The organism is Paenibacillus sp. FA6 (genome assembly GCF_051550225.1).
Lineage (GTDB): Bacteria > Bacillota > Bacilli > Paenibacillales > Paenibacillaceae > Paenibacillus_AQ.
In genome coordinates, this window is the sequence record NZ_CP188820.1 from 4,912,758 (window position 1) to 4,936,853 (window position 24,096).

Annotated in this window: 20 protein-coding genes and 3 rRNA genes; 2 read left to right on the forward strand and 21 right to left on the reverse strand. The window is 44.3% G+C overall.

The window, feature by feature from the left end; translation table 11 throughout:
• Positions 1-61: 61 nt before the first annotated feature.
• Entirely contained in the window at positions 62-316 is a 255-nt protein-coding gene (locus ACP8HI_RS22340) for an AbrB/MazE/SpoVT family DNA-binding domain-containing protein (RefSeq protein WP_438348324.1), read from the forward strand.
• Between the two features lie 168 nt (positions 317-484).
• Here ACP8HI_RS22340 and rsmI read toward each other — a convergent pair whose 3' ends face one another.
• The 10 genes from rsmI to ACP8HI_RS22390 form a co-directional block, all read right to left on the reverse strand.
• Positions 485-1,369, reverse strand: coding sequence for a 16S rRNA (cytidine(1402)-2'-O)-methyltransferase (gene rsmI / locus ACP8HI_RS22345; RefSeq protein ID WP_438348325.1), 885 nt, complete (start codon positions 1,367-1,369; stop codon positions 485-487).
• Positions 1,366-2,127 (reverse strand): tRNA1(Val) (adenine(37)-N6)-methyltransferase, encoded by a 762-nt coding sequence (locus ACP8HI_RS22350; RefSeq protein WP_438348326.1) that lies wholly within the window; start codon positions 2,125-2,127, stop codon positions 1,366-1,368. The genes rsmI and ACP8HI_RS22350 overlap by 4 nt, the downstream gene beginning before the upstream one ends.
• 152 nt (positions 2,128-2,279) lie before the next feature.
• Positions 2,280-2,636, reverse strand: coding sequence for a DNA replication initiation control protein YabA (gene yabA / locus ACP8HI_RS22355; protein WP_438348327.1), 357 nt, complete (start codon positions 2,634-2,636; stop codon positions 2,280-2,282).
• A gap of 31 nt (positions 2,637-2,667) precedes the next feature.
• On the reverse strand, positions 2,668-3,468 hold the full coding sequence (locus ACP8HI_RS22360; protein ID WP_438348328.1) for a PSP1 domain-containing protein: 801 nt from the start codon (positions 3,466-3,468) through the stop codon (positions 2,668-2,670).
• 52 nt (positions 3,469-3,520) lie between these two features.
• Positions 3,521-4,492, reverse strand: coding sequence for a DNA polymerase III subunit delta' (gene holB, locus ACP8HI_RS22365; protein ID WP_438348329.1), 972 nt, complete (start codon positions 4,490-4,492; stop codon positions 3,521-3,523).
• A gap of 67 nt (positions 4,493-4,559) precedes the next feature.
• A complete protein-coding gene (locus ACP8HI_RS22370; protein ID WP_438348330.1) occupies positions 4,560-5,003 on the reverse strand; it encodes a YaaR family protein in 444 nt (147 codons plus the stop codon).
• A gap of 374 nt (positions 5,004-5,377) precedes the next feature.
• Entirely contained in the window at positions 5,378-5,707 is a 330-nt protein-coding gene (locus ACP8HI_RS22375; RefSeq protein WP_438348331.1) for a cyclic-di-AMP receptor, read from the reverse strand.
• 76 nt (positions 5,708-5,783) lie between these two features.
• Positions 5,784-6,452, reverse strand: a complete 669-nt coding sequence (tmk, locus tag ACP8HI_RS22380) for a dTMP kinase (RefSeq protein WP_438348332.1) — start codon at positions 6,450-6,452, stop codon at positions 5,784-5,786.
• The gene (locus ACP8HI_RS22385) at positions 6,449-8,083 is read right to left on the reverse strand and encodes an aminotransferase class I/II-fold pyridoxal phosphate-dependent enzyme (RefSeq protein WP_438348333.1); all 1,635 of its coding nucleotides are present in this window, start codon (positions 8,081-8,083) and stop codon (positions 6,449-6,451) included. Before ACP8HI_RS22385 ends, tmk begins: the two co-directional genes overlap by 4 nt.
• 141 nt (positions 8,084-8,224) lie before the next feature.
• Positions 8,225-8,416, reverse strand: coding sequence for a sigma factor G inhibitor Gin (locus tag ACP8HI_RS22390; protein WP_438348334.1), 192 nt, complete (start codon positions 8,414-8,416; stop codon positions 8,225-8,227).
• A 248-nt stretch (positions 8,417-8,664) separates the two neighbouring features.
• Here ACP8HI_RS22390 and ACP8HI_RS22395 point away from each other — a divergent pair, with 248 nt between their 5' ends.
• A complete protein-coding gene (locus ACP8HI_RS22395) occupies positions 8,665-9,189 on the forward strand; it encodes a hypothetical protein (protein WP_438348335.1) in 525 nt (174 codons plus the stop codon).
• Between the two features lie 203 nt (positions 9,190-9,392).
• On the opposite strand, the gene ACP8HI_RS22400 is transcribed toward ACP8HI_RS22395, so the two are convergent.
• The 11 genes from ACP8HI_RS22400 to ACP8HI_RS22450 all read right to left on the reverse strand — a co-directional run bounded on the left by ACP8HI_RS22400 (position 9,393) and on the right by ACP8HI_RS22450 (position 24,068).
• On the reverse strand, positions 9,393-9,809 hold the full coding sequence (locus ACP8HI_RS22400; RefSeq protein ID WP_438348336.1) for a hypothetical protein: 417 nt from the start codon (positions 9,807-9,809) through the stop codon (positions 9,393-9,395).
• 172 nt (positions 9,810-9,981) lie between these two features.
• Positions 9,982-10,887, reverse strand: a complete 906-nt coding sequence (locus ACP8HI_RS22405) for an AraC family transcriptional regulator (RefSeq protein ID WP_438348337.1) — start codon at positions 10,885-10,887, stop codon at positions 9,982-9,984.
• Positions 10,888-11,129: 242 nt separating this feature from the next.
• Positions 11,130-12,206, reverse strand: a complete 1,077-nt coding sequence (locus ACP8HI_RS22410) for a Gfo/Idh/MocA family protein (RefSeq protein ID WP_438348338.1) — start codon at positions 12,204-12,206, stop codon at positions 11,130-11,132.
• A 120-nt stretch (positions 12,207-12,326) separates the two neighbouring features.
• Positions 12,327-13,505: a Gfo/Idh/MocA family protein gene (locus ACP8HI_RS22415; RefSeq protein ID WP_438348339.1), complete on the reverse strand. Its 1,179-nt coding sequence runs from the start codon at positions 13,503-13,505 to the stop codon at positions 12,327-12,329.
• Positions 13,506-13,523: 18 nt separating this feature from the next.
• Entirely contained in the window at positions 13,524-14,390 is an 867-nt protein-coding gene (locus ACP8HI_RS22420) for a sugar phosphate isomerase/epimerase family protein (RefSeq protein WP_438348340.1), read from the reverse strand.
• Between the two features lie 186 nt (positions 14,391-14,576).
• Positions 14,577-14,693 (reverse strand): 5S ribosomal RNA (gene rrf, locus ACP8HI_RS22425).
• A gap of 163 nt (positions 14,694-14,856) precedes the next feature.
• A 23S ribosomal RNA gene (locus ACP8HI_RS22430) occupies positions 14,857-17,787 on the reverse strand.
• 396 nt (positions 17,788-18,183) lie between these two features.
• Positions 18,184-19,741, reverse strand: a 16S ribosomal RNA gene (locus tag ACP8HI_RS22435).
• Together the 16S, 23S and 5S rRNA genes form the textbook arrangement of a ribosomal RNA operon.
• 432 nt (positions 19,742-20,173) lie before the next feature.
• The gene (locus ACP8HI_RS22440; RefSeq protein WP_438348341.1) at positions 20,174-21,304 is read right to left on the reverse strand and encodes an HD-GYP domain-containing protein; all 1,131 of its coding nucleotides are present in this window, start codon (positions 21,302-21,304) and stop codon (positions 20,174-20,176) included.
• 260 nt (positions 21,305-21,564) lie between these two features.
• The gene (locus ACP8HI_RS22445) at positions 21,565-23,310 is read right to left on the reverse strand and encodes a sensor histidine kinase (RefSeq protein WP_438348342.1); all 1,746 of its coding nucleotides are present in this window, start codon (positions 23,308-23,310) and stop codon (positions 21,565-21,567) included.
• Between the two features lie 2 nt (positions 23,311-23,312).
• Positions 23,313-24,068: a response regulator transcription factor gene (locus ACP8HI_RS22450; protein ID WP_438348343.1), complete on the reverse strand. Its 756-nt coding sequence runs from the start codon at positions 24,066-24,068 to the stop codon at positions 23,313-23,315.
• Between the last annotated feature and the right edge of the window lie 28 nt (positions 24,069-24,096).

The window sequence follows — 24,096 nt, forward strand, 5'->3', positions numbered from 1 at the left end:
GTAGGAACTATGTCGAATCATGGCATTTTTAAACACACGTTCGAGAGGGGCAAGACTTAATATGATGAAATCTACTGGAATTGTAAGAAAAGTCGATGAACTAGGACGGGTTGTCATTCCAATTGAATTACGCCGTACACTTGGTATTGGTGAGAAGGACGCTCTAGAGATTTACGTTGATGGTGAGCGAATTATCCTAAAGAAATATGAGCCGGCATGCATCTTCTGTGGCAACGCCGACAACGTTATTTACTTTAAAGGGAAAATAGTTTGTAATGAATGTGTCTCAGATATACCAACACCTGTGACAAACTAAGCAAAATAGGTTATACTAGGAATAATTAATTTGTTAATTCAAACCTTTATTATATCTCCTTAATGTCTTCCCAAGCTTTGTCTCAAAGCTTGTGGGAGACATCTTTTTTTATAAAGGAAAGGCTGCCTCACTTGACAGCCCTTCCTTTATATCCCTGAACAAATCATTCTATAGCAAGGCATTATAAACATCTCGTTTCGATACACCACGATCTGTGGCAGTTCTCTTCATCGCATCTTTCCGAGATTCTCCATCCCTCTCATAGCGTGTCACATGTTCTTCCAAAGACAACTCCTGCCACCAAGCGTCCTTTCTCTTCTGTTCTTCTTCCCGGCTTGCCCCTTCCACAACTAATACATATTCTCCAATAGGTGGATGCTCACCCAGCCATGTTAGACAATCCTCTATACTGCCGCGTACCATTTCTTCATACCTTTTCGTCAATTCACGTGCAAGTACGATCCGCCGATCACCTAGAAATTCTAGCAGGAATCCTAAGGTCTTGATAATCCGATGTGGTGACTCGTAAAATAATAACGTTCCTTGTGCGTACTGCACAGAAGATAGTACCGTCTGAACATCTTTACGCTCACGAGGTAGAAATCCAGCAAAGGTAAACCTCTCTGTCGGAAGACCAGATACGATTAATGCCGATAAGGCAGCATTTGCACCCGGAATAGGAACTACTGGAATCCCCTCCGCAATAGCTAACTGTACAAGGTCTGAACCTGGATCAGAAATGGCTGGTAGACCAGCATCACTGACCAATGCTAAATTTTTTCCTTCTATTATATACCGAATTAATTCAGGCCCACTCGCAGCCTTATTATGCTCATGATAACTAAATAAAAGCTGCGGTGTTATTTCATAGTGGGTCAATAACTTACGTGTCTGACGAGTATCCTCTGCTGCAATAATATCACATTCCTTTAATACTCTTACTGCTCGAAAGGTCATGTCCTCTAAATTACCAATCGGTGTCCCCACAAGATACAACACTCCGCTACTACGTGACGTTTCTCCTTGAAAGCTGCTTTGTTTGGTTATACTCATACTTCACCTTCTTTTGATCCGTAGTAAATTTCCAATAGTTCAGGGCAATATTCATTCTGCTCGTTATACACGATAAGTGGAGGTAGGATTCTTACCTCTGGTTTCCCATCTCGTAATGCTTCAATCAATACCATATTAGCCTCTGCATTCGCCCGAGGATGTACGAATCGAATTCGCTTCGGTTCAAGTCGATACTCCCGCATTAGGCTCATTAGGTCACCTAAGCGTTGGGGTTTATGAACTATATTTATCTTTCCACCTGGACGAACTAGCCTCGAACATGCCTGCAATACGTCCTCCAATGTACAATGGATCTCATGACGTGCAATGGCTTGATGTGAATTAACCTTAATATCACTACCATTTAACGGCATATAAGGCGGATTCACCGTAATCGCATCATATACACCATGCCCGGTCTCCTTATAAAGATCACGCAAGTCCCCTTCGCGAATCACGATGGATTCCTCTAGTCCGTTCAGTTGAACGCTACGACGCGCCATATCAGCGAGTCTAGGTTGAATTTCAATACCTTCTATTGAGGCCTTGCTTCGAGTCGTTAGCAGCATTGGAATGACGCCATTCCCTGTACATAAATCTAATATACGTCCTCTAGGAGGAACACTTGCAAATCGAGCTAATAAAACCGCATCCATCGAGAAACTGAATACTTCATCGCTCTGAATGATTCGCAGATCATGCGTTAATAAATCATCAACTCTTTCTGAATCTTGCAGAATGACATTATTTATATTCATACACCCAATCCTTACATCGTTATTGTGTCTCTTCATACCACTTTAAGGTATCCGCCTCTGCCGAAATATAAGAAGTAGAGTATCAAGCAAAACTTATACTTTATTATATTTTCAAAAAAAGCCGTAGGCAAATTCCCTACGGCGCATCATTGTTATTTATTCAAAAAGGAAAGACAGAACAGACAGTCACCTTCCGTTCGTAAATGTCCGTAATAGACATTACAAATATGGAAGCCTTCGTGATATAACCTTGCAAGGTTATCATATCCCTCTCCAACCACATCTTCTGGCACCACATGCTGATGCGGTATAGGAGATTTGTCTCCTTCTTCCTTCAGTTGAGCTTCTCTTTTCAGAATAATACGAAGCCGCTCATTCTCTAAAGCTAGTCGGTTGTTCTCTTCTAGTAGCTCTTTAACAAGTGATTTCAAATCACCTAAATCATTGTGCAGATGATCCACTTGTCCTTCCATATCCTGTATGCGCTGAAATACATTTTTCTTCTCCATGTTTCCACCCCGAACAGTAACCTTTTATGGTCTACTTGATGACAACGTCATCCATTGGAAGTTCCTTAACTTTGCCAATCTCGAACAATTGTACGTGAACACTTCGGCTGCCAGCATTAATCCCCACTACTTTGCCATCTCCTAATGAGGTAACAACCATCTTACCTATGGAAGGTAATTCTTCTCTTACACTTTCATAGTTATCATGCTCAAACTTAAGGCAACACATGAGTCTTCCGCACAAGCCTGAAATTTTGCTTGGGTTCAACGATAAGCGCTGATCCTTCGCCATCTTAATGGATACCGGTTCGAAATCACCGAGCCAAGATGAACAGCATAGAATTCGTCCACATGGACCAATTCCCCCCAACATTTTGGCTTCATCTCGCACACCAATTTGTCTTAGCTCAATTCTAGTTCTGAAGATACTTGCCAGATCCTTGACTAGCTCTCGGAAATCCACTCTTCCTTCAGCTGTGAAATAGAATATAATTTTGTTTCGATCAAAAGTAAATTCTACATCCACAAGCTTCATTTTGAGTTCGTGTTCCCGAACTTTATTTAAACAGGTTGCAAACGCATCCTTTGCTGCCTGCTGGTTCTCTTCAACAATACTTGCATCGGAATCACTGGCGATACGAATGACTTTCTTCAGTGGCAACACCACATCAGATTCGCCAACCTCTTTTTTTCCAATAACAACCTTTCCATACTCGATCCCTCGCGCTGTCTCAACGATAACGTGATGGTCCTTTGTAATAGGAAAGTCCAATGGATCGAAATAATAGATTTTGCCCGCTTTTTTAAACCGGACACCCACTACACTGTACAAAGACTAACCCCCCTACCTCTTACTACATAATATTCCTGAAGTCATACAATCATTATCCCAGACCAATCAAGAATTGTTCCAGACAGAGTTGTCCATTCACATTATAGCGTAGCTTCTTCTTTCCCTCTGCTGCCAGATCCATATAAGAGACCCATTGCGCATGAGTTCGTGAAGTTGCATGTGTTGACAAGAACTCTAACTGATCTATAAATACGATACTTTCATGCCTATCATATTGCACATGCAGCATATCTTTGAACCACAAATGAAACAAGTTGAAAATAATATCTAGATGTTCTGAGAGCCCTGCTTTGAACAGCTTCGTTCCCGCCGTAATAAGAGACGTACTCCCTCTGCTCATAGACTCCTTTCCTAATTGTAACACTACGTTTCTAATTTCTGCAAACCAATTCTGCTCTAGGAGCTCCCTGCATCCTTCCAAACCGGAAGATAAATGGACCGCACAACGAACTAATGATGAAGGATATCCTTCATGAATAAGTACCTCAAGCATCATTGTTGGACTTATGGGTCTAAAGGGAACCCGCTGAGACCTCGATTGAATGGTTGGAAGCAGTGCTTGTACATTCTCTGATATAAGAATGGCTACCGCAGGAATAGGTGGTTCTTCCAGAAATTTAAGTAAGCTGTTGGCCGCCTGATTCGTCATCGTATCGGCCTGGTCAATAATGTATACTTTTGGATTCTTCGATTCCGAACGATAGGAAAAGACCCGCTGTAATCCACGGATCTGGTCAATTTTGATAGATGCGCCATCCGGAATGATTAGATGTAAATCTGGGTGGTTACCATGCTCAACTTTACGACATTCTAGACAAAGTCCACAGGCGTTATCTTTACTTTCGGTACAGAATATTGTCTGGGCAAAAGTAAGTGCCGTTTTCATCTGACCACATCCTGCAGGTCCTGAGAACAGATACGCATGACTCACGGCATCTCGACGCAGACCATTCTGAAGCATTTGTAACGCCGCATCCTGTCCCACAATATCATTAAAAGACATAAATCATAAATCCTCTTTTCCTGAAGTATAAGTGCTTATAATTTTCACACTATACTCTTATCCGTATTCATAAACTTAAATTGATCAGCATTCCTCGAATTTCGCCCATTTGTTGCAGAAGAGCTATTTTGCCCTCTTCACTCTCTATTAATTCATCAGCCATCGCTAATAAAGCTGAATCCAACTCATCTATTAATTTGTAACGTTTCCCGCGCCCACGTCGATCCCAACCTCTAGTTTCCTTCATGGTTACACCGCGACGAACCGTATCTTCTAAGAATCGCTTAACCATCAGCCGATATATCTTCAGTTCGCGAATCGTCATCGATCTTGCTAGACGATCACCTTGCATTTGGATTTCTTTAAAACGTCGACCAAGTTCGTCCTGTGATGCTTGTTGCCCCTGCTGTTGAATAACATCAGAGAAAGACTTCTGTTGAATAATCTTTGTGTTCCCATCTGTACTAGGTACCTCGCTTTTAAAGGGCCTAAAACCTGGATTTACTTTCAAAGGAATCGCCTGCCTTCATGATAGATCCCGTTAACCTTGACGGTACGTATTCTGCGTGAAATATACAACCTCTATTAATGCGAGTCCAAAAAGTCAGATTTTCAGCACTAAAGTGTATGCTTACGATGCTGCGTTTCTTCGAAACGCTTCAGAAGATTGAAAGAAGCAAGGGAGTGAGGAGCGAAGCTACACGTTTTCGTAGAAAACGACTTCGGAAGCCTACACTTGCAGTACCTACGTGAGCACCTGAAATGTTTCCGAAGGAAACATACCTCGAAGGCATATGCTAAGACCGGCTGAATTCAATATTCGATGTCGAATACGCCCCCTGCTATACTTCGTGATCAAAAGATGACTTTTTGAACTTCCTCTATTTAGAAATGTTCAAAACGGTCTACTGGCATCACAAACACGGTTGCCCCACCCACTTGAACTTCTACTGGAAGAGGTAAGTACGAGTCTGTCGTTCCACTCATTGGAGTCACTGGCGTGACCAGTTGTTCACGAACCTTACAGCTCTTATTAATGACACTCATGACAGCATCGATTTGTCCATCATCGACTCCAATCATAAATGTGGTGTTTCCTGCTCGCAAGAATCCACCTGTACTCGCTAGTTTTGTTGCACGAAAGTTAGCCTTTACCAGTTCTCCTGACAGCCTGTTGCTGTCTTTATCCTGTACGATCGCAATGATTAATTTCATTTTGATTTCCTCCTCTTTATAAAATAGAGTGCCCTCATGGACTGATCATTTGCGGAGTAACCTATTATTTTATCTCTTAATCTATATTATTTGACAAAGAACCCGCAAATTCCTTTAAAATACCCTTTTCCATTTCATAAATAAGTTCATTTACAACCTGCGTTGGCGTCTGTTTCGCATCAATAGTTATAATTCGGTGGGGATTCTGCTTAGCAATAATATGATAACCCTCCCGCACCTTATAATGAAACTCCATCTTCTCTAGATCCAATCGGTTCACTTCCCGCTCCTTGCTTGCCGCTATACGTGCTAACCCCACTTCGGGATCAACGTCTAAATAAAAGGTTACATCCGGCATGAGAGAATCGATGGCGAACTGATTAATACTCCATACTTCATCCATGCCTAAACCTCTGGCGTATCCTTGATAAGCAAGACTACTGTCCACGAAACGATCACAGAGAACCACCTTTCCTGCATCGAGAGCTGGTTTCACCTTTTCGACTAAATGCTGGCGACGAGCAGCAGCATATAGCAATGCCTCTGTTCGAGCATCCATCGCTGTATGTTCAGTATCCAGGATAACATCCCTAATCCTCTCGGATATTTCAATACCGCCTGGTTCCCTCGTCAGAATATAGGGAATGGACCGACTTTCTAGGTAGGAGCTTAACTCTCCAAGAACGGTTGTTTTACCAGATCCCTCTCCGCCCTCAAAAGTTATAAACTTACCTCTAATATTCATGAATACTCCTGCTTTCTATCATTCTTGAAGACCATAATATGATGCAAGTCGGGATCTGTCGCGGCATGGCACTTTGCCCCCACCGCTTCTAGAGCAAGTAATCGTTCATACGATTCTTCGGTAATAGCTTCGCCTGAATATAACAGAGGTATCCCTGGTGGATAAGGAATAATCATCTCCGCCGCTACTCTGCCTGCACACTGTGCTAAAGGAATGCATTCGACAGCATCAGCAGACACAGGCTTCATACTAAAGGGGACTAGTGTCGAAACTGAATCCTGTATAATGTTCCACGTGAAAAATTCGACAGCATCCTTCATGACGAGCATATTGTGTTGGTTATGATAGGCATCTACCCCTAATATAGATATATGCTGAAGGGCACTTAAAAGGTGCTTGGCGTCCTCCGCAGTGGACCCCAAGCTGAAGAGTAAGACGACGTACCGTTCGTCGCTCATCTCGGGAATGCAGCCTTGCGCCTCTAGCTGGCGCTGCAGTTCGTATCCGCCCAAGACTCCTGTGCCGTCATAAATGACGGCTTTGAAGGGGTCTTGGGTCGCGTATGCGCCCGCCATAGCCGTAGCTGGCGGCGCATCATGTCCCGCCGCGGCAACGCAGGCGGGACACTTCGGCTGCTGCGGCGGTTGCAGCAGCCCGAAGCGCGGGAGCTCCGCGAGCCCGCGCTTGAAGGCACTCACGGCGGCGAGTCCCGTCGTGAAGGTGGCCGCGCCGCCCTGGTGAAGCTGGCGGCGGGCTAGGTCGAGCGAAGCCATCACGGGGTATGATGGGCTGGAGCTCTGGACCATTGCTAACCGCTGGCGTAGCAACGCGCGGTCAAGCCTTGAGCCCTGCACATGTAACATAGAGCCCATCGTGAGGGCAGATAACATCTTGTGCGTCGATTGAACTACACCATCTGCACCACAGGATAGAGCGCTTGCTGGCAGACTTGGATGGTGCCCATAATGTGCACCATGGGCCTCATCCACCAATAGCGGCACACCATTCCGATGGCAAACCTCTGCTATTGGCGTAAGATCTGTGCCCATGCCGTAGTAATTCGGCATCGTAAGTAGCACGCCTTTGGCATGGGGATAAGCCTTTAGCGTAGCTGCCACGATTGCCGCTGTGGGGGCTGTCGCAAGCCCACTGAGTGAATCTATCTGTGGTTGTAAGAACACCGCATTCGCACCAGCTAGCATCAGACCATGTAACACCGATTTATGCACATTTCGTTGCACTAGTAGGATATCACCAGGCGTTGTGCACACGGTAAGAATCAATGCCAAATTTCCAACGGTGCTCCCACCTACAAGAAAGTAACTCTCCTCCGCCCCGAAACAATCCGCCGCAAGTTGTTGTGCATCTTGAATCACACCCTCAGGATGATGAAGATCATCGGTTCCTGTAATCTCTGTTACATCGATCTCCATCACTTCTGACAACATTCCCGCTCCTCCGATAGATTCGTAGGCTTGGCCATTCTTATGACCGGGAACATGGAAGGAGCTTTCCTTCTTCTTTCTATAATCAAGCAACGCCTCATAGATCGGTGCCTTTGCCTTATTCAAACCATCCTCATTTGGGATTCCATTTCGAACTTGTTCTAATAACTTGCGTTGTATAGGCATGAATCATCAGATTCCTTCCCATGTGTAATCTATCTCTATCTTATCTTATTTCAGACGTAGCGCACAATCTTACTCTTCCATTCCAATATTCCTACATCTACAAAAAAAGAGCAGCCAGAGGCCACTCTTGGTTCAGGAACATCAACTAATATTTGCTTGCATGCTGATTCTTCTCATTTGATGAATAAAGTATTGATACTTTTCTTCCTCCGCATTCGTATGCACCATTTCCGATTCGCAAGTTTCACAGATGAATTGAGATACTATACATATCCCCTCCTCTTTGCCTTGCCCGCAAATAATACAGACGTGTTCGGTATGATTCTCCATCATCCATCCCACCTTGTCCCTTTTACTATCAGTATGAACTAGTTTCTATTATTTTAAACCATTTCATAGAACTTTATAGAGGTTGTTCAAAAAGCCATCCTTTAAACTCGCACTTAATATTATCATCTCTACCCCTATATATGTATTCAGATATGGCTACAGTGGTGCCTATTCCTTAAAATATCTTTACAAATAATCTATTAATGCCGATATATTATTATAGATGATCTCAAGGGGGATAGTTGTACTATATGACAGAAGAAATCGGCTCGAGTGCTACCTTTTATCAATATAAACTCATTAAAAAAATTCCACTCTCAAAAAACATGAATATCATCTATTGGATCATTCCCTATACCGTAGCCATCTTAGTGATGATATTGGTCTCTTGGACTAGCATCTTTTATTTTCTATTAGCTGCTCCTATTGTACTTTGGATTCAATTTGTTATTTCACGCTCAGCATTATTGATTTCAGGCTCTCACTACCACAAGCGGTGGGCGTTCTCGAGGAAATCTCCCTGGTTAGGGTACATGCCTAATCAATTCATTAGCTATCCTTTATTTCGCAAAATAAATTCAATCACGATGTGGATCAGTTTATGTGTCTTTGCTATCCTTGCCTTTTGGTCGCCCCTTTCGTTTACTATAGGTATGCTATTCTGGCACCTCTGGTTTATGTTACCACGCCTTTATACAATTATAGGTCTGTCTGGTCAGCGGAAAGATGGAATGATCAAATTTAACCCTCAAGATATTTCCTACTATAAACAGTGAATACCTGCGCTTAGATTACATACTTTCACAAGCAGTAGTGGCTATGCCGCCCTCTTCCAAGGAGTCCATGCTAGCGATACTTCGTATCACTTTGGGTTGTCCGTCCCTGCAGAAATATAAGAAATAGAGTATCTTATGAAACTTATACTTTCTTATATTTAAATAAAAAGAGACCTTCTCCTTATACACGGGAAGGTCTTCTTCTATTTAACTTCCAAGCTTCTCACCATTGATTTATCATTGGCTTTAGGCATCATAATTACGAAATAATCATCAAGTATAGTAACCTGTACCACTTTATTATCCTTTTTAAACACGCGAGCTACATCTTGTTGATCTTCCTCATCCTCTAGCCATCCCCATTCACTAATAGCCTCCAAATAGGCCGCGGGGAACAGATCATCTTCCTTAAGTCCTGGCAAAGAGTAATTCGCAACATTCATTTCTAAATTGGCTGCAGAGTGATCCCTCTGATTGGCTTCCTTAGGTACAGGGAAGCTCTTTTCATTTGCTGCACCTTCAAAGGATGTCCAGGAGGGCTTGGAACTTCCACATCCTGAAAGAAAGACTGTTATTGTACACAACAGAACAAGAGCGTGCAGCCATGCTTTTAGACGCATGAATGTCCTCCTTACTTCAATTGGCGATCCGCGCGAAAGTATCGTATTCCGCACTGTAGATGCTATCCCCAATGGATACCAACCATAATAGTTCTTATTTATACTTTATTATTATACTTGGAAGACTATACCCAACGGTTACAGAACTGTTACATTTTTTCCAACCTTTATCTCAGAGATTTCTAGCATGACTAGTTACATCCCCTTCATACTGAGCTGTCTGTCTTTCCTTCATTCTCCCCCGGTACATCTCTGGTGTGCAACCAACAGTCTGCTTAAATATACGACTGAAATGTGGTAAGTGCTTGAATCCAGATTGTTTACTCACCTCAGTTACCGACCGTTCCGGATTTAACCAGAACAATAACCTAGCTTGATTAATTCGGCGATCTGATAAGTACTTAAAGATTGTAGTACCTGTCATATCCTTAAATAGAGTTGCCAAATAACGCTTATTCAAATGTAAGCCTTGAGAGATTTCATCCATTTCCACCTCGTGCATATAATGCTCTTCGATATAAGTTAGAATATGCTGTACATGTTTCTCCTTATCCGAACGTAATTTTCCTTCCTCGACCTTATTCCGGCATAAATTAGCTACCATATATAATAGATCACATAATCGCAAAATAAATCTTTCCATACCATACCCAGCCTGCAAACGATTCAGAGAATCCATTTGGGACAGTAGCGACTCGAATTCTTGCTTTTCTAATTTGGATAATGATATTCGACAGTTACGAAGTTCTTCAAAGGGTTGAATCAATTGAGTTGCCATAGACTCTTGTAAATATTGACCCAACATAGATGGTTCGAAATGAATGATCGTTCGGATATAGGGTACGTCTGAAGCGGGGTTAGGCTTATGTAATGTCATTCCATGCATCAATATTAAATCACCTGGATCAAGTACATAGACCCGATCCCCAATAAGGTACGTACACTGTCCTTCATGGAAATAATATACTTCATAGCAAGTATGTGAATGAAATCCATCTCTATCATCTGTATCGTGAAGAGGTTGCTCAGAGCGATGAGTAAAACTAAAGGGATCCCCTATTTGTGAAGAATATGACATGAACAACCACCACCTATCTCTTCAATTTAACCCTATTCTATCACGGAGTCATTTTAAGAAGAAATGGCTGCACCGCCCCTATGCAAGAACAGTATCATTTTCTATAAAAAGGTTACCTATTTATATTCACACAAAAATGCTGTAAGCAGACTTGTCTACTTACAGCGTTAGATCTCTCCTATTACATACGTGATTATCCAATCCTTTTCTCCCAGTTATAGCAATCGAACAGATTAAGCCTCTTATAACAATGTAACAGCATCCCTTTGTGCAATTAAACATAGTTCAGCTGCTTTAAAGGCATGATCTTGCGTCATGGCATACTCTGTCCGTGCTATACAGTCTTTGATCAATTCTCCGAAGAATGGGAAACCAATCTGACCACGAACACCAAATCGATACTCACCTTCATGATTAACCAGATATACTTGATCCCCTTGTGAATCCCTAGCAATATCTGTATACTTTCTCAGTTCAATGTATCCATCCGTCCCGAGAATGGTTGTACGTCCATCCCCCCACGTTCCAAGGCCATCGGGTGTGAACCAATCTACGCGGAAATAATTCGAAGCACCATTATCGCCAACAAGCATCGCATCACCGAAATCCTCCAGTTCAGGATACTCCGGATGATTATAATTTCCTATTCGGCTGTGAGATACCTTCGCATCCTTACATGAAGCGAAAGATAGAAACTGCTCAATCTGATGGCTACCAATATCACATAGAATACCACCATATTGGTCATGGTTAAAGAACCAGTCGGGACGAGACTTCGCATTTAAACGGTGGGGTCCGGTACCCATCACTTGAATAACTCTCCCAATCGCTCCATCCTTAATCAATTGGTTAGCATACACAGCACTTTCAACATGCAATCGTTCGCTGTAATAGACCATATACTTACATCCCGTCTTCTGTACCTGAGCTCTACCCGCCTCTAACTGTACTAGCGTCGTAAAGGGAGCCTTATCTGTAAAGTAATCTTTACCACTCGCCATTACACGAATTCCTAACGCTCCACGCTCAGAAGGAATAGCTGCGCTAGCAACTAACTTTAGCTCTTCATCTTCTAGTACTTGTGACTCAGACATGGCCACTTTCACTTCCGGAAAGGCATTGCAAAATGCCTTCACTTTACTCTCATCGGGATCATATACCCATTTCAGAGTCGCACCAGCTTCAATAAGTCCATTACACATCCCGTAAATATGCCCATGATCCAAAGCCACAACACCTATCATGAACTCACCAGACCCGCATACTGCCTTTGGCTTCTGGCTCTTGGGTGCGTAGAACATTCCATCTTGAGATGTCATATTTCCTCTTCCCTTCTCTCCTTCTGCAAATACCGTTCACATGATCTTCCGAGAGTACTTATCTTTATACTACATCAATTTCACTCAAGTACCTTTGAGTGGTACGCTATCTGAACAATCTTAACTACCAAATGTATTGGAGATATCCACAGGAGGTTTATTTGTGCTGACCTCTTTATCTTTATCCACTGTGGATGAATTTATTTTTTGTTGAAGTTTCTCTAGAAACAATTCCTCGTCCACCGGTAATGTAACCCAATCATCCATCCATGTGGATAAGTACATCGCATTAGACAACGATAATCCTTTGATACCTTCCTCACCAGGAGCCAATAACGGGGTACCCTTAGTGATACATTCGATCCAATTCGTAATAATTCCAGGGTGACTTGACTCTTTGCCTGTAATGGGGATGTCACACTTCCAGCATTCAGGTTCACCGAAACCACCTGTATACCTTTCGTTGAAGTCTTTCTCTGATTCCCTTAGACGCCAGAATGTCAATTGACCATCCTCAATAACAATCTTACCACGATCGCCTGTTACCTCTAAACGATTCGTACCTGGTGCTTCACCTGTCGTCGTTACAAAGACACCCGTAGCTCCATTTGCATACTCAACATATGCCGTTACGTCATCTTCAACTTCAATCTTTCTATACTTTCCAAAGGAACAAAACGCTCGTACTCTAACAGGCATCATACCTATTGTCCATTGCCATAAGTCTAGCTGATGAGGATCCTGATTAATTAGGACTCCTCCACCCTCACCACTCCAAGTTGCACGCCATCCACCTGAATCATAATAACTTTGAGAGCGGTACCAATTTGTTATAATCCAATTTGTACGACGGACTTCACCCAACTCACCTGAAGAAATCAGATCTTTTAACTTCTGATATAGCGGATTTGTACGTTGATTGTACATAATCGCGAATACTTTTCCACTCTCCGCAGCAGCCTCGTTCATTTCTCGTACTTGTTTCGTATATACTCCTGCAGGCTTTTCAATGAGCACATGAATTCCACGTTTAAATGCCTTAATTGCTTGCTCAGAGTGATTATAATGAGGTGTAGCAACAATGACAGCATCAATGGTACCTGAGTCCATCATTTCTTCAGCATCACGAAAGCAGAGTACTGAATCCGGCAAATGTTCCTGGCTCCATTCCTCTGCTGAATCCAACACATCACATACAGCTGTCAGAATCGCATTTGGAATAGAACCTGATGCCAGAGTACGAGCATGCGCGGTACCCATATTCCCAATTCCAATGATCCCTACTCTTACTTGGTCCAATTGACTCTCCTCCTTCGACTACAATTGATCTTTAAGGTCCCTAAATAGATTTGCTGCTTGTTCCAGCATCTCTATCGAATCATACGTCCCACTGAAATCCTCAATACCTACATACCCTTCATAACCGACAGAATGTAAATCTCTCATCACTTCAAGCCATGGAACAATTCCCTTATCTATTTGAGTCCATACCCCTTCCCAATTAGCCTCACCAGGTCGGATTAGATCACTCTGTTTCTTTGGTGTCCATACCGCATTCTTGATATGTACATGAGCCAAATATGGTCCTAACAATTCAAGGCCCATTCGATAGTTCTCAAATCCTTCATGCACCATATTACCTGGATCATACAGTACACCTATATGTGTAGGATCGAATGATTCTACTAATCGATGAGCTAGACTTGCACTAGGTGCAATCGTTACGTGATGTGTCTCAATCATTGCTTTTACATGGTATTGCTGTGCATATTCCTGTACTTGGGAAAGGTAACGCGTTGCTGAACTATATAAATCACCATAAGAGGTAGTGCGATCATAGCTAGGAACACCAACTCGAACCAATGAAGCACCCAAGCGTGAAGCGGCTTGGAAGGCTTGCTCCGTTGCCTGGAGATCTAGATCATTTAAATAAGGAACTAGAGCAATTGATTTTAGATGATAGGTCGACGCCACATCTATGCATTCAGAAGTCTCCTCTTCCCATCTCCCAGGGTTAATAGAACAACGATTATGACGCCAAAAGGATGGCGATTCTTCTAAAGCATCATCAGGAATTCCCTTAAAACGCCATTCTATTCCCTCAATTCCTGCAGCTGAAGCTGCCGCACCCAACTCACGTGGGGTCAAATCTGGTACAGATACAGTAAATACTGATAATTTCACTTATTTCATCTCCTCTAGCCATCTATTTATATTAAGTGTAGCATGATTACTGACACAATATCGTCCTATAGAGAAAGAGATCACTCACAGTTAAAGTATTTGCTTCATACATCATTCTCATATAAACATTCCTTCTAAAAACGCAAAGAAAAACCACTGTTGATATACATCAACAGTGGTTCTTGTGCTTGGCGACGTCCTACTCTCCCAGGACCCTGCGGTCCAAGTACCATCGGCGCTGGAGGGCTTAACGGTCGTGTTCGGGATGGGTACGTGTGGAACCCCTCCGCTATCGCCACCAAACATGATTTTTCGAAGCTTATGCTTCTCGAAATCGCTGCGAGAAAATATCAGTCCTCATAAAGGACATGCAGCTTTTCCAGATGTTTGATCACCTGAAAACTAGATACGAACGAATTTGTGTTAGAAAGTATGAAGTATACACTTCAACCGTTTAAACATTTGTTAGGATAAGCCCTCGACCGATTAGTATTGGTCAGCTCCGCACATTGCTGCGCTTCCACCTCCAACCTATCTACCTCGTAGTCTTCAAGGGGTCTTACTAATTGGGAAATCTCATCTTGAGGGGGGCTTCACGCTTAGATGCTTTCAGCGCTTATCCCGTCCGCACGTAGCTACCCAGCTATGCTCCTGGCGGAACAACTGGTACACCAGAGGTGCGTCCATCCCGGTCCTCTCGTACTAAGGACAGCTCCTCTCAAATTTCCTGCGCCCACGACAGATAGGGACCGAACTGTCTCACGACGTTCTGAACCCAGCTCGCGTACCGCTTTAATGGGCGAACAGCCCAACCCTTGGGACCTACTTCAGCCCCAGGATGCGATGAGCCGACATCGAGGTGCCAAACCTCCCCGTCGATGTGGACTCTTGGGGGAGATAAGCCTGTTATCCCCAGGGTAGCTTTTATCCGTTGAGCGATGGCCCTTCCATGCGGTACCACCGGATCACTAAGCCCGACTTTCGTCCCTGCTCGACTTGTAGGTCTCGCAGTCAAGCTCCCTTCTGCCTTTGCACTCTTCGAATGATTTCCAACCATTCTGAGGGAACCTTGGGGCGCCTCCGTTACTCTTTAGGAGGCGACCGCCCCAGTCAAACTGCCCACCAGACACTGTCCCCGAACCGGTTTACGGTCCTAGGTTAGAACCTAGATACGATCAGGGTGGTATCCCAACGATGCCTCCATAGAAGCTTGCGCTCCTATTTCTCAGGCTCCCACCTATCCTGTACAGATCGTACCCAAATCCAATATCAAGCTGCAGTAAAGCTCCATGGGGTCTTTCCGTCTTGTCGCGGGTAACCTGCATCTTCACAGGTATTAAAATTTCACCGGATCTCTCGTTGAGACAGCGCCCAAATCGTTACGCCATTCGTGCGGGTCAGAATTTACCTGACAAGGAATTTCGCTACCTTAGGACCGTTATAGTTACGGCCGCCGTTTACTGGGGCTTCGGTTCATAGCTTCGGGTTACCCCTAACCACTCCCCTTAACCTTCCAGCACCGGGCAGGCGTCAGCCCGTATACTTCGCCTTACGGCTTCGCACAGACCTGTGTTTTTGCTAAACAGTCGCTTGGGCCTTTTCACTGCGGCCCCCTCGTGCTATTCACACTACCGGGGCACCCCTTCTCCCGAAGTTACGGGGTCATTTTGCCGAGTTCCTTAACGAGAGTTCTTCCGCGCGCCTTAGAATACTCTTCTCGCCTACCTGTGTCGGTTTGCGGTACGGGCACCTTCTCCTGGTTAGAGGCTTTTCTTGGCAGTGTGAGATCATGACCTTCGCTACTATAATTTTCGCTCCCCATCACAGCCCAGCCTTATAGTGTGCGGATTTGCCTACACACAAGCCTCACTGCTTAGACGGACTATTCCATCAGTCCGCGTCACTACCCTACTGCGTCACCCCATTACTCATAACGGATTACGGTGGTACAGGAATTTCAACCTGTTGTCCATCCACTACGCCTTTCGGCCTCGCGTTAGGTCCCGACTTACCCTGAGAGGACGAGCCTTCCTCAGGAAACCTTGGGCTTTCGGCGGATCAGATTCTCACTGATCTTTTCGTTACTTATACCGGCATTCTCACTTGTATAGTGTCCAGCGCTCCTCACGGTACACCTTCAACCTCTATACAACGCTCCCCTACCCCTGATACTAATGTATCAAGCCATAGCTTCGGTGGTGTGTTTAGCCCCGTTACATTTTCGGCGCAGAGTCACTCGACCAGTGAGCTATTACGCACTCTTTCAATGATGGCTGCTTCTAAGCCAACATCCTGGTTGTCTGTGCAACTCCACATCCTTTTCCACTCAACACACACTTGGGGACCTTAGCTGATGGTCTGGGCTGTTTCCCTTTCGACAATGGATCTTAGCACTCACTGTCTGACTCCCGGATATAAGTACATGGCATTCGGAGTTTGACTGAGCTTGGTAACCCTTGCGGGCCCCGCACCCAATCAGTGCTCTACCTCCACGACTCTTCATTCCGAGGCTAGCCCTAAAGCTATTTCGGGGAGAACCAGCTATCTCCGAGTTCGATTGGAATTTCTCCGCTACCCCCACCTCATCCCCGCATTTTTCAACATGCGTGGGTTCGGGCCTCCAGTGCGTGTTACCGCACCTTCACCCTGGACAGGGGTAGATCACTCGGTTTCGGGTCTACGTCCACGTACTAAAATTCGCCCTATTCAGACTCGCTTTCGCTGCGGCTCCGCCTTCTCAGCTTAACCTTGCACGGGAACGTAACTCGCCGGTTCATTCTACAAAAGGCACGCCATCACCCATAGAACGGGCTCTGACTTTTTGTAAGCACACGGTTTCAGGTTCTATTTCACTCCCCTTCCGGGGTGCTTTTCACCTTTCCCTCACGGTACTGTTTCACTATCGGTCACTAGGGAGTATTTAGCCTTAGCAGATGGTCCTGCTGGATTCATACGGGGTTTCACGTGCCCCGCACTACTCGGGATACGTCTCGGAGAGAATATACTTTCAGCTACAGGGCTTTTACCTTCTATGCCGGGCCTTTCCAGACCTCTTCACTTAATATATTCCTTTGTAACTCCATGTGAGACGTCCCACAACCCCAAGGAGCAAGCTCCTTGGTTTGGGCTAATCCGCGTTCGCTCGCCGCTACTGACGGAATCACTATTGTTTTCTCTTCCTCAGGGTACTTAGATGTTTCAGTTCCCCTGGTCTGTCTCTACCTACCCTATGTATTCAGGTAAGAGTGACTGCGTATTAACACAGCCGGGTTTCCCCATTCGGACACCCCCGGATCAAAGCTTGCTTACAGCTCCCCGAGGCAGTTTCGTTGTTCGCCACGTCCTTCATCGACTCCTAGTGCCTAGGCATCCTCCGTGTGCTCTTAGTAGCTTAACCACGTTGCTCATTTGTTGCGCTGCTCGCTCTGTTGTCCGTTTATTTCCCCCGTGAACGGTTGAAACAAACTTCCAAAGGATCGATCATCACATCAAATTCGCACGTACAATTTAGTCTCTATTCGGTAAACCGAATATTTGACTGCTACTTTTACACTTTGTTTCGTTAACAAGTTAACAAAACGTACATATAAAAGAATGTTCATTCTAACTTACAAATTCGTTCGTTATCTAGTTTTCAAGGATCAAAGTCATTTCTACAAGAGAAATAACGGTTTGAAAGATTGCTCTTTCAAAACTGACAACGAGTGAGTGTGCGACTTTACATTGTAAAGTCTTACGGTGACCGAAGCCACCGTGTTCGAATGTTTCCGTCTCAGGAAACGATTCTCCATAGAAAGGAGGTGATCCAGCCGCACCTTCCGATACGGCTACCTTGTTACGACTTCACCCCAATCATCTACCCCACCTTCGGCGGCTGGCTCCCTTGCGGGTTACCCCACCGACTTCGGGTGTTGTAAACTCTCGTGGTGTGACGGGCGGTGTGTACAAGACCCGGGAACGTATTCACCGCGGCATGCTGATCCGCGATTACTAGCAATTCCGACTTCATGCAGGCGGGTTGCAGCCTGCAATCCGAACTGAGACCGGCTTTGTTGGGATTGGCTCCATCTCGCGATTTCGCAGCCCGTTGTACCGGCCATTGTAGTACGTGTGTAGCCCAGGTCATAAGGGGCATGATGATTTGACGTCATCCCCACCTTCCTCCGGTTTGTCACCGGCAGTCTGCTTAGAGTGCCCACCATAATGTGCTGGCAACTAAGCATAAGGGTTGCGCTCGTTGCGGGACTTAACCCAACATCTCACGACACGAGCTGACGACAACCATGCACCACCTGTCTCCTCTGTCCCAAAGGCCGCCACTATCTCTAGTGGATTCAGAGGGATGTCAAGACCTGGTAAGGTTCTTCGCGTTGCTTCGAATTAAACCACATACTCCACTGCTTGTGCGGGTCCCCGTCAATTCCTTTGAGTTTCAGTCTTGCGACCGTACTCCCCAGGCGGAGTGCTTAATGTGTTAACTTCGGCACCAAGGGTATCGAAACCCCTAACACCTAGCACTCATCGTTTACGGCGTGGACTACCAGGGTATCTAATCCTGTTTGCTACCCACGCTTTCGCGCCTCAGCGTCAGTTACAGCCCAGAGAGTCGCCTTCGCCACTGGTGTTCCTCCACATATCTACGCATTTCACCGCTACACGTGGAATTCCACTCTCCTCTTCTGTACTCAAGTCACCCAGTTTTCAGTGCGACCCAGGGTTGAGCCCTGGAATTAAACACCAAACTTAAATGACCGCCTGCGCGCGCTTTACGCCCAATAATTCCGGACAACGCTTGCCCCCTACGTATTACCGCGGCTGCTGGCACGTAGTTAGCCGGGGCTTTCTTCTCAGGTACCGTCACCTTGAGAGCAGTTACTCTCCCAAGTGTTCTTCCCTGGCAACAGAGCTTTACGATCCGAAAACCTTCATCACTCACGCGGCGTTGCTCCGTCAGACTTTCGTCCATTGCGGAAGATTCCCTACTGCTGCCTCCCGTAGGAGTCTGGGCCGTGTCTCAGTCCCAGTGTGGCCGTTCACCCTCTCAGGTCGGCTACGCATCGTCGCCTTGGTGAGCCATTACCTCACCAACTAGCTAATGCGCCGCAGGTCCATCTATAAGTGGCAGATTACTCCGCCTTTCAGTATCTCTTCATGTGAAGAAATAAGTTATCCGGTATTAGCTACCGTTTCCGATAGTTATCCCAGTCTTACAGGCAGGTTACCTACGTGTTACTCACCCGTCCGCCGCTGAAATTTCAGAAGTGCAAGCACTTCTGAAATCTCCGCTCGACTTGCATGTATTAGGCACGCCGCCAGCGTTCGTCCTGAGCCAGGATCAAACTCTCCAAGTTAATGAAAAGAGCGATTATGCTCATTTTGAAACATACTGACGAGAATTATTCATTCTCAATCCAAATGATTTCTCATTTGTTTTGTTCTCACTTTCGTGAAAACCACTCACTCGTTGTTCAGTTTTCAAAGATCAATTTCTCTTTCGTTAATCGCTAGTCTCTCTCGGCGACAACTTAACTATCATAACATGTCCGGTTCGTTTATGCAAGCTTTATTTTCGTTTATGTTTCATTCGATGATTTGCTTGCCGATTCAATTAAACACTGTTTAATTGGCCGGACTAATAATATATCATGCGAAGAAGATGAATGCAAGTCTTTTTATTATTAGTTTTTAAAATCATCTTTTTGATATAACAGCCTTGTCATCCCTTTCCTAAGGAAACAAAGCTGTATCAAGGTCTATATTGATTTTAAAGAGGATTACAATAGTCATTTTCCAGATTGATTTATTACTTCTTCTATATAAAGATGACGTTTCTGCTCCAAATTAATAATATCACCATTTATAGAGACCATAGGCCGAGTTGGGTTGTTATGGTTTGAGAAGACGATTTCACCGATCTGATCGCTACTTAGACGAACCATCTTCCCATTATGGAATTCTGTCACTTTTCTAATAAAGGTCAGCACCAGCTCTGGATCCAGTTTGCCGAAGGATTCCGTATGAATCTGTTCCAACACTAAATACGGAGACTGCCCCTTTCGATAAGCCTTATTTAAAGTCATAGCATGATATATATCCGCTATCCCTACTATTCTGGCATAAATATGAATCTTAGTAAGTTCAACACGCATAGGGTATCCTGTGCCATCCACCTTTTCGTGATGCTGTAATGCTGCTAAACGCACACCATCATTTATTGCAGTAACGTTTTTTAATATTTGGTATCCATATTTCGTATGCTCACGCATTTCTTCAATTTCACTCATCGTTAGTGAAGTTGGTTTATACAATATGGATGAATCAATTTTAACATTTCCAATGTCATGGAATAATCCAGCAAAGGCGGCTTGCATCCAATCCTTTTGTGGAAGACCAATCCACTGGGCAAGCTTGTACGAAGTCAATGCACACAATACAGCATTATGATGGATATAATCATAGTCATATACTACTCGAGGCGAAAAGGATAGCAGATCGTAGTCCTTTAGATAATAAATCAAGCTTTCTAGCTGATTACGTATTTCATAAATGGGAATTCCGACTGCAACAACAGAGGGATAGCCACTTTTGATTAAATTGACCATCTTTTCATACTCTTCAACAAAAGAAGATGCGTTAATCGATGACACTTGTTCGCTAACAGAAGGAGATGAGCTATCCGAAGGCTTCTTAGTTATAGTTGTCTTCTCTCTATTTAATTGCCTTCCTTCGGTTGGAGTGCCCTTTTTCCCTGTTTCATCAACTTCTATACTTTCTACAAGAAAGGCAACTAGAATATCTAAATCACGAGGCAGTAACACCTTACCTTTATTAAAAAGAAGTGAACCCATTGGAGTATACACGTCATTCAGCAATTTGATACCCGGTTTTAAACTCAATACAGACATGCTGGCCATGGATTTATTAACACCCCCCGTTTCATTTTCTATTGGTTAACAACTGATTATTCCAATTATGGCTATTATATTATTTATCGTATAGCGGTACAATCCTTATTAGCTCGAGTTCAAAAAGTCATCTTCTCGGTACTGAATACACCTCTTGGTAACCTTCGTGATCAAAAGACGACTTTTTGAACAACCTCTATTAAATAATACAGGATTATAGTAAATAATATAATACTAGTCTGTAACCTTTGTATACGGTGCAGAGCACGCTAATTCCAAATCAGCCGAATCTCTGTCCCCTCTCCTAAGGAGGTCGCTACGTGGATCTGTCCGCTCATTGCCTCAACTAATCCTTTGGAAATAGCCATTCCTAATCCTGATCCATTAGGTGTAGTTGATGTATCTGTTCCTCGATAATATCGCTCAAATAGTCTATTCGTCGTATCATCATCCATTCCATGGCCATTATCCGTAAATTGAATGGTCATTCCCTTCCCACGTTCACCAACCCACAGCGTTACTGTTAGAACGGTATCAGGAGAATTATGAAGTAGAGCATTGGCCGTCAAATTATTTACAATTCGCTCAAGCCATGGTGTATATAGCTCAGTCAATACCTCCGTCTCGGCTGGAATGAACCTAATCCTCCCCTCGCCATACTCGGGGTGAATAGCTATTTGCTTCAATGCTGTCCGCAACCAGCCATTCAACTCAATTACATCCGACTCTGGCGGGGTAACCCCTGTTGTAAGGCGATAGGTCATCTCAAGATCGCTGATAAGCATAGCCATATGGGAAGACTTATTGAGCATGTTACTAGAATACTTGCGTACTTCTTCCATAGACCATTCATATTTAGGCTCGGCTAATAAGTGTGCATAGCCTTTAATAGAAGATAGAGGTGTTTTTAAATCATGCGTAATGCCTGCAATCCATTCCCCACGCAAGCTGTTGGTCTCATGACGTAATACCTGGTCACGCTGCAGCGTGATCGACAGCTTATCCAATGAATGCATAACTTCAGTAAAAATACGATAACGTGGTCGCCATTTACCTGATCGAGTTCGGCTACGTGGAATACCCTTAGAATCATTGGGCTCTTCATATTTAGATTTTCCAAGGGAATCAAGCCAATCAAGCATATGGATCATCGGCACACCAAAGCGATGCGCATTCCACAACGATAGAAGGATAAATACGATAAGCATAGCCGCGAACATGGCAGCAATTCCAATCAACAGAACTTGTATCTCCTCTGGCAGAAGCATAGCCGATCCCTCTGCATCGCTTCGCTCATTTGGCAGACCAATCAACCATGTTCGTCCGGTATGATCCTCATACGAAGATGAGACATTAAAACCGTATCTATCACTATACATCGTACGTAGCGCAAGCTCCTGAATGGTGAATTGCGTAGGTATATCGTTAGGCTTATTATAGGTAGCGATCTCGAATCCTTCCGAATCTAGTAATTGAACGTAGCCGCCAAGCGCTTCAATTCGTCCCCCAACTCCAGCTGGTAACTCCAGCTGTCCAGCCGAAGTAATAGATGTATCCGTACTAATCTTCTCTAGTAGAGGTAATATATCGTTAGTAATACCATATATGAGCGTGAATAGCTTTCCATCCTTCTCTTGAATCCAGAGGTACAGATCGTATGGAAATGGTGCGGTACCTGTCCAGTATGCAACCAGTTCGCCCGGGTCATAATTCTTCGGGACGTCAGCAGGCGTATTGTACGATTTTTCGACCCGTCCATTCTCATCCAAACTTTGTAGCCATCCATCGTTCTTTTTCACCTGCGCAAGTAAGTCTGAATCAAAGCGGATACCTTCCTCACTTAGCTCTGACGACTCAACCAGTCGCTCCAGTCCAACTGAGGCGAAGTCATGTGACATACTTATGTCAGCGAAACGCTGAACAACCCATATGACACATATAGCGGCAAACAGTAGCACGACTATACCAGCGATAACTAGCTGCAATATGAAGCGAAGAGTTAACCGGCGCTTCATATTCATGATGAGTAGATTCTTCCTTCGTTCGCTTGAACTAACTTATAACCAAGTCCTCTAACATTAATGATGAAGCTAGGATTAGATGGATCTTTTTCAATCCGCTCTCTAATTCGGTGGATATGGACCATGACGGTATTGTCATCACTTAATGATTCCTCACCCCATACATGCTCGTATAGTTGGCTTTTGCTAAAGATCTGATTTGGATTTTTGCATAGAAACAGAAGCAGTTGGAACACGAGCGCAGGACATGTAACCGATATACCTTCAACTTGAAGCTCACACGCCGCTTCGTCGATCCGAAACCTTCCATAATCATATACATTAAGTACTCGCCGAGATGACTCCTTTATTCTAGATTCCATAGCCAGTTGATGGGTCGCCCCAAAGTAACGACGCAACTGGGATCTTATCCGTGCAACCACTTCCAGTGGATTAAAGGGCTTCGTAATATAATCATCTCCGCCTACAGCGAAGCCTGTTATTTTATCAAAGTCAGATGTTCGCGCACTCAGGAACAATATAGGGGCATCCGTAGTTTGACGCAGAAAGGGACATACTTCGATTCCGCTACGTCCAGGCAGCATGACATCTAATACGATTAAATCGTATTTCTTCAACTCGCAGGCCATCATTGCAGCTTCACCCGTCCCCGCAGTATCTATATTGGTATATCCCTCTTTGTATAATACAGTCTGAAGTAGTTCAATAATCGACCACTCATCATCAACTAGCAAAATGGATGCATCGTTCATCGTGTCATTCCCCTTCCCAATAACCAAA

Coding starts and splice junctions, on each gene's coding strand:
- tmk (WP_438348332.1), bottom strand. CDS start 6,452: ATGAATATTAGAGGTAAGTTTATAACTTTTGAGGGCGGAGAGGGATCT.
- ACP8HI_RS22385 (WP_438348333.1), bottom strand. CDS start 8,083: ATGCCTATACAACGCAAGTTATTAGAACAAGTTCGAAATGGAATCCCA.
- ACP8HI_RS22450 (WP_438348343.1), bottom strand. CDS start 24,068: ATGAACGATGCATCCATTTTGCTAGTTGATGATGAGTGGTCGATTATT.
- rsmI (WP_438348325.1), bottom strand. CDS start 1,369: ATGAGTATAACCAAACAAAGCAGCTTTCAAGGAGAAACGTCACGTAGT.
- holB (WP_438348329.1), bottom strand. CDS start 4,492: ATGTCTTTTAATGATATTGTGGGACAGGATGCGGCGTTACAAATGCTT.
- ACP8HI_RS22340 (WP_438348324.1), top strand. CDS start 62: ATGATGAAATCTACTGGAATTGTAAGAAAAGTCGATGAACTAGGACGG.
- ACP8HI_RS22395 (WP_438348335.1), top strand. CDS start 8,665: ATGACAGAAGAAATCGGCTCGAGTGCTACCTTTTATCAATATAAACTC.
- ACP8HI_RS22390 (WP_438348334.1), bottom strand. CDS start 8,416: ATGATGGAGAATCATACCGAACACGTCTGTATTATTTGCGGGCAAGGC.
- ACP8HI_RS22350 (WP_438348326.1), bottom strand. CDS start 2,127: ATGAATATAAATAATGTCATTCTGCAAGATTCAGAAAGAGTTGATGAT.
- ACP8HI_RS22375 (WP_438348331.1), bottom strand. CDS start 5,707: ATGAAATTAATCATTGCGATCGTACAGGATAAAGACAGCAACAGGCTG.
- ACP8HI_RS22410 (WP_438348338.1), bottom strand. CDS start 12,206: ATGACATCTCAAGATGGAATGTTCTACGCACCCAAGAGCCAGAAGCCA.
- yabA (WP_438348327.1), bottom strand. CDS start 2,636: ATGGAGAAGAAAAATGTATTTCAGCGCATACAGGATATGGAAGGACAA.
- ACP8HI_RS22405 (WP_438348337.1), bottom strand. CDS start 10,887: ATGTCATATTCTTCACAAATAGGGGATCCCTTTAGTTTTACTCATCGC.
- ACP8HI_RS22445 (WP_438348342.1), bottom strand. CDS start 23,310: ATGAAGCGCCGGTTAACTCTTCGCTTCATATTGCAGCTAGTTATCGCT.
- ACP8HI_RS22400 (WP_438348336.1), bottom strand. CDS start 9,809: ATGCGTCTAAAAGCATGGCTGCACGCTCTTGTTCTGTTGTGTACAATA.
- ACP8HI_RS22440 (WP_438348341.1), bottom strand. CDS start 21,304: ATGGCCAGCATGTCTGTATTGAGTTTAAAACCGGGTATCAAATTGCTG.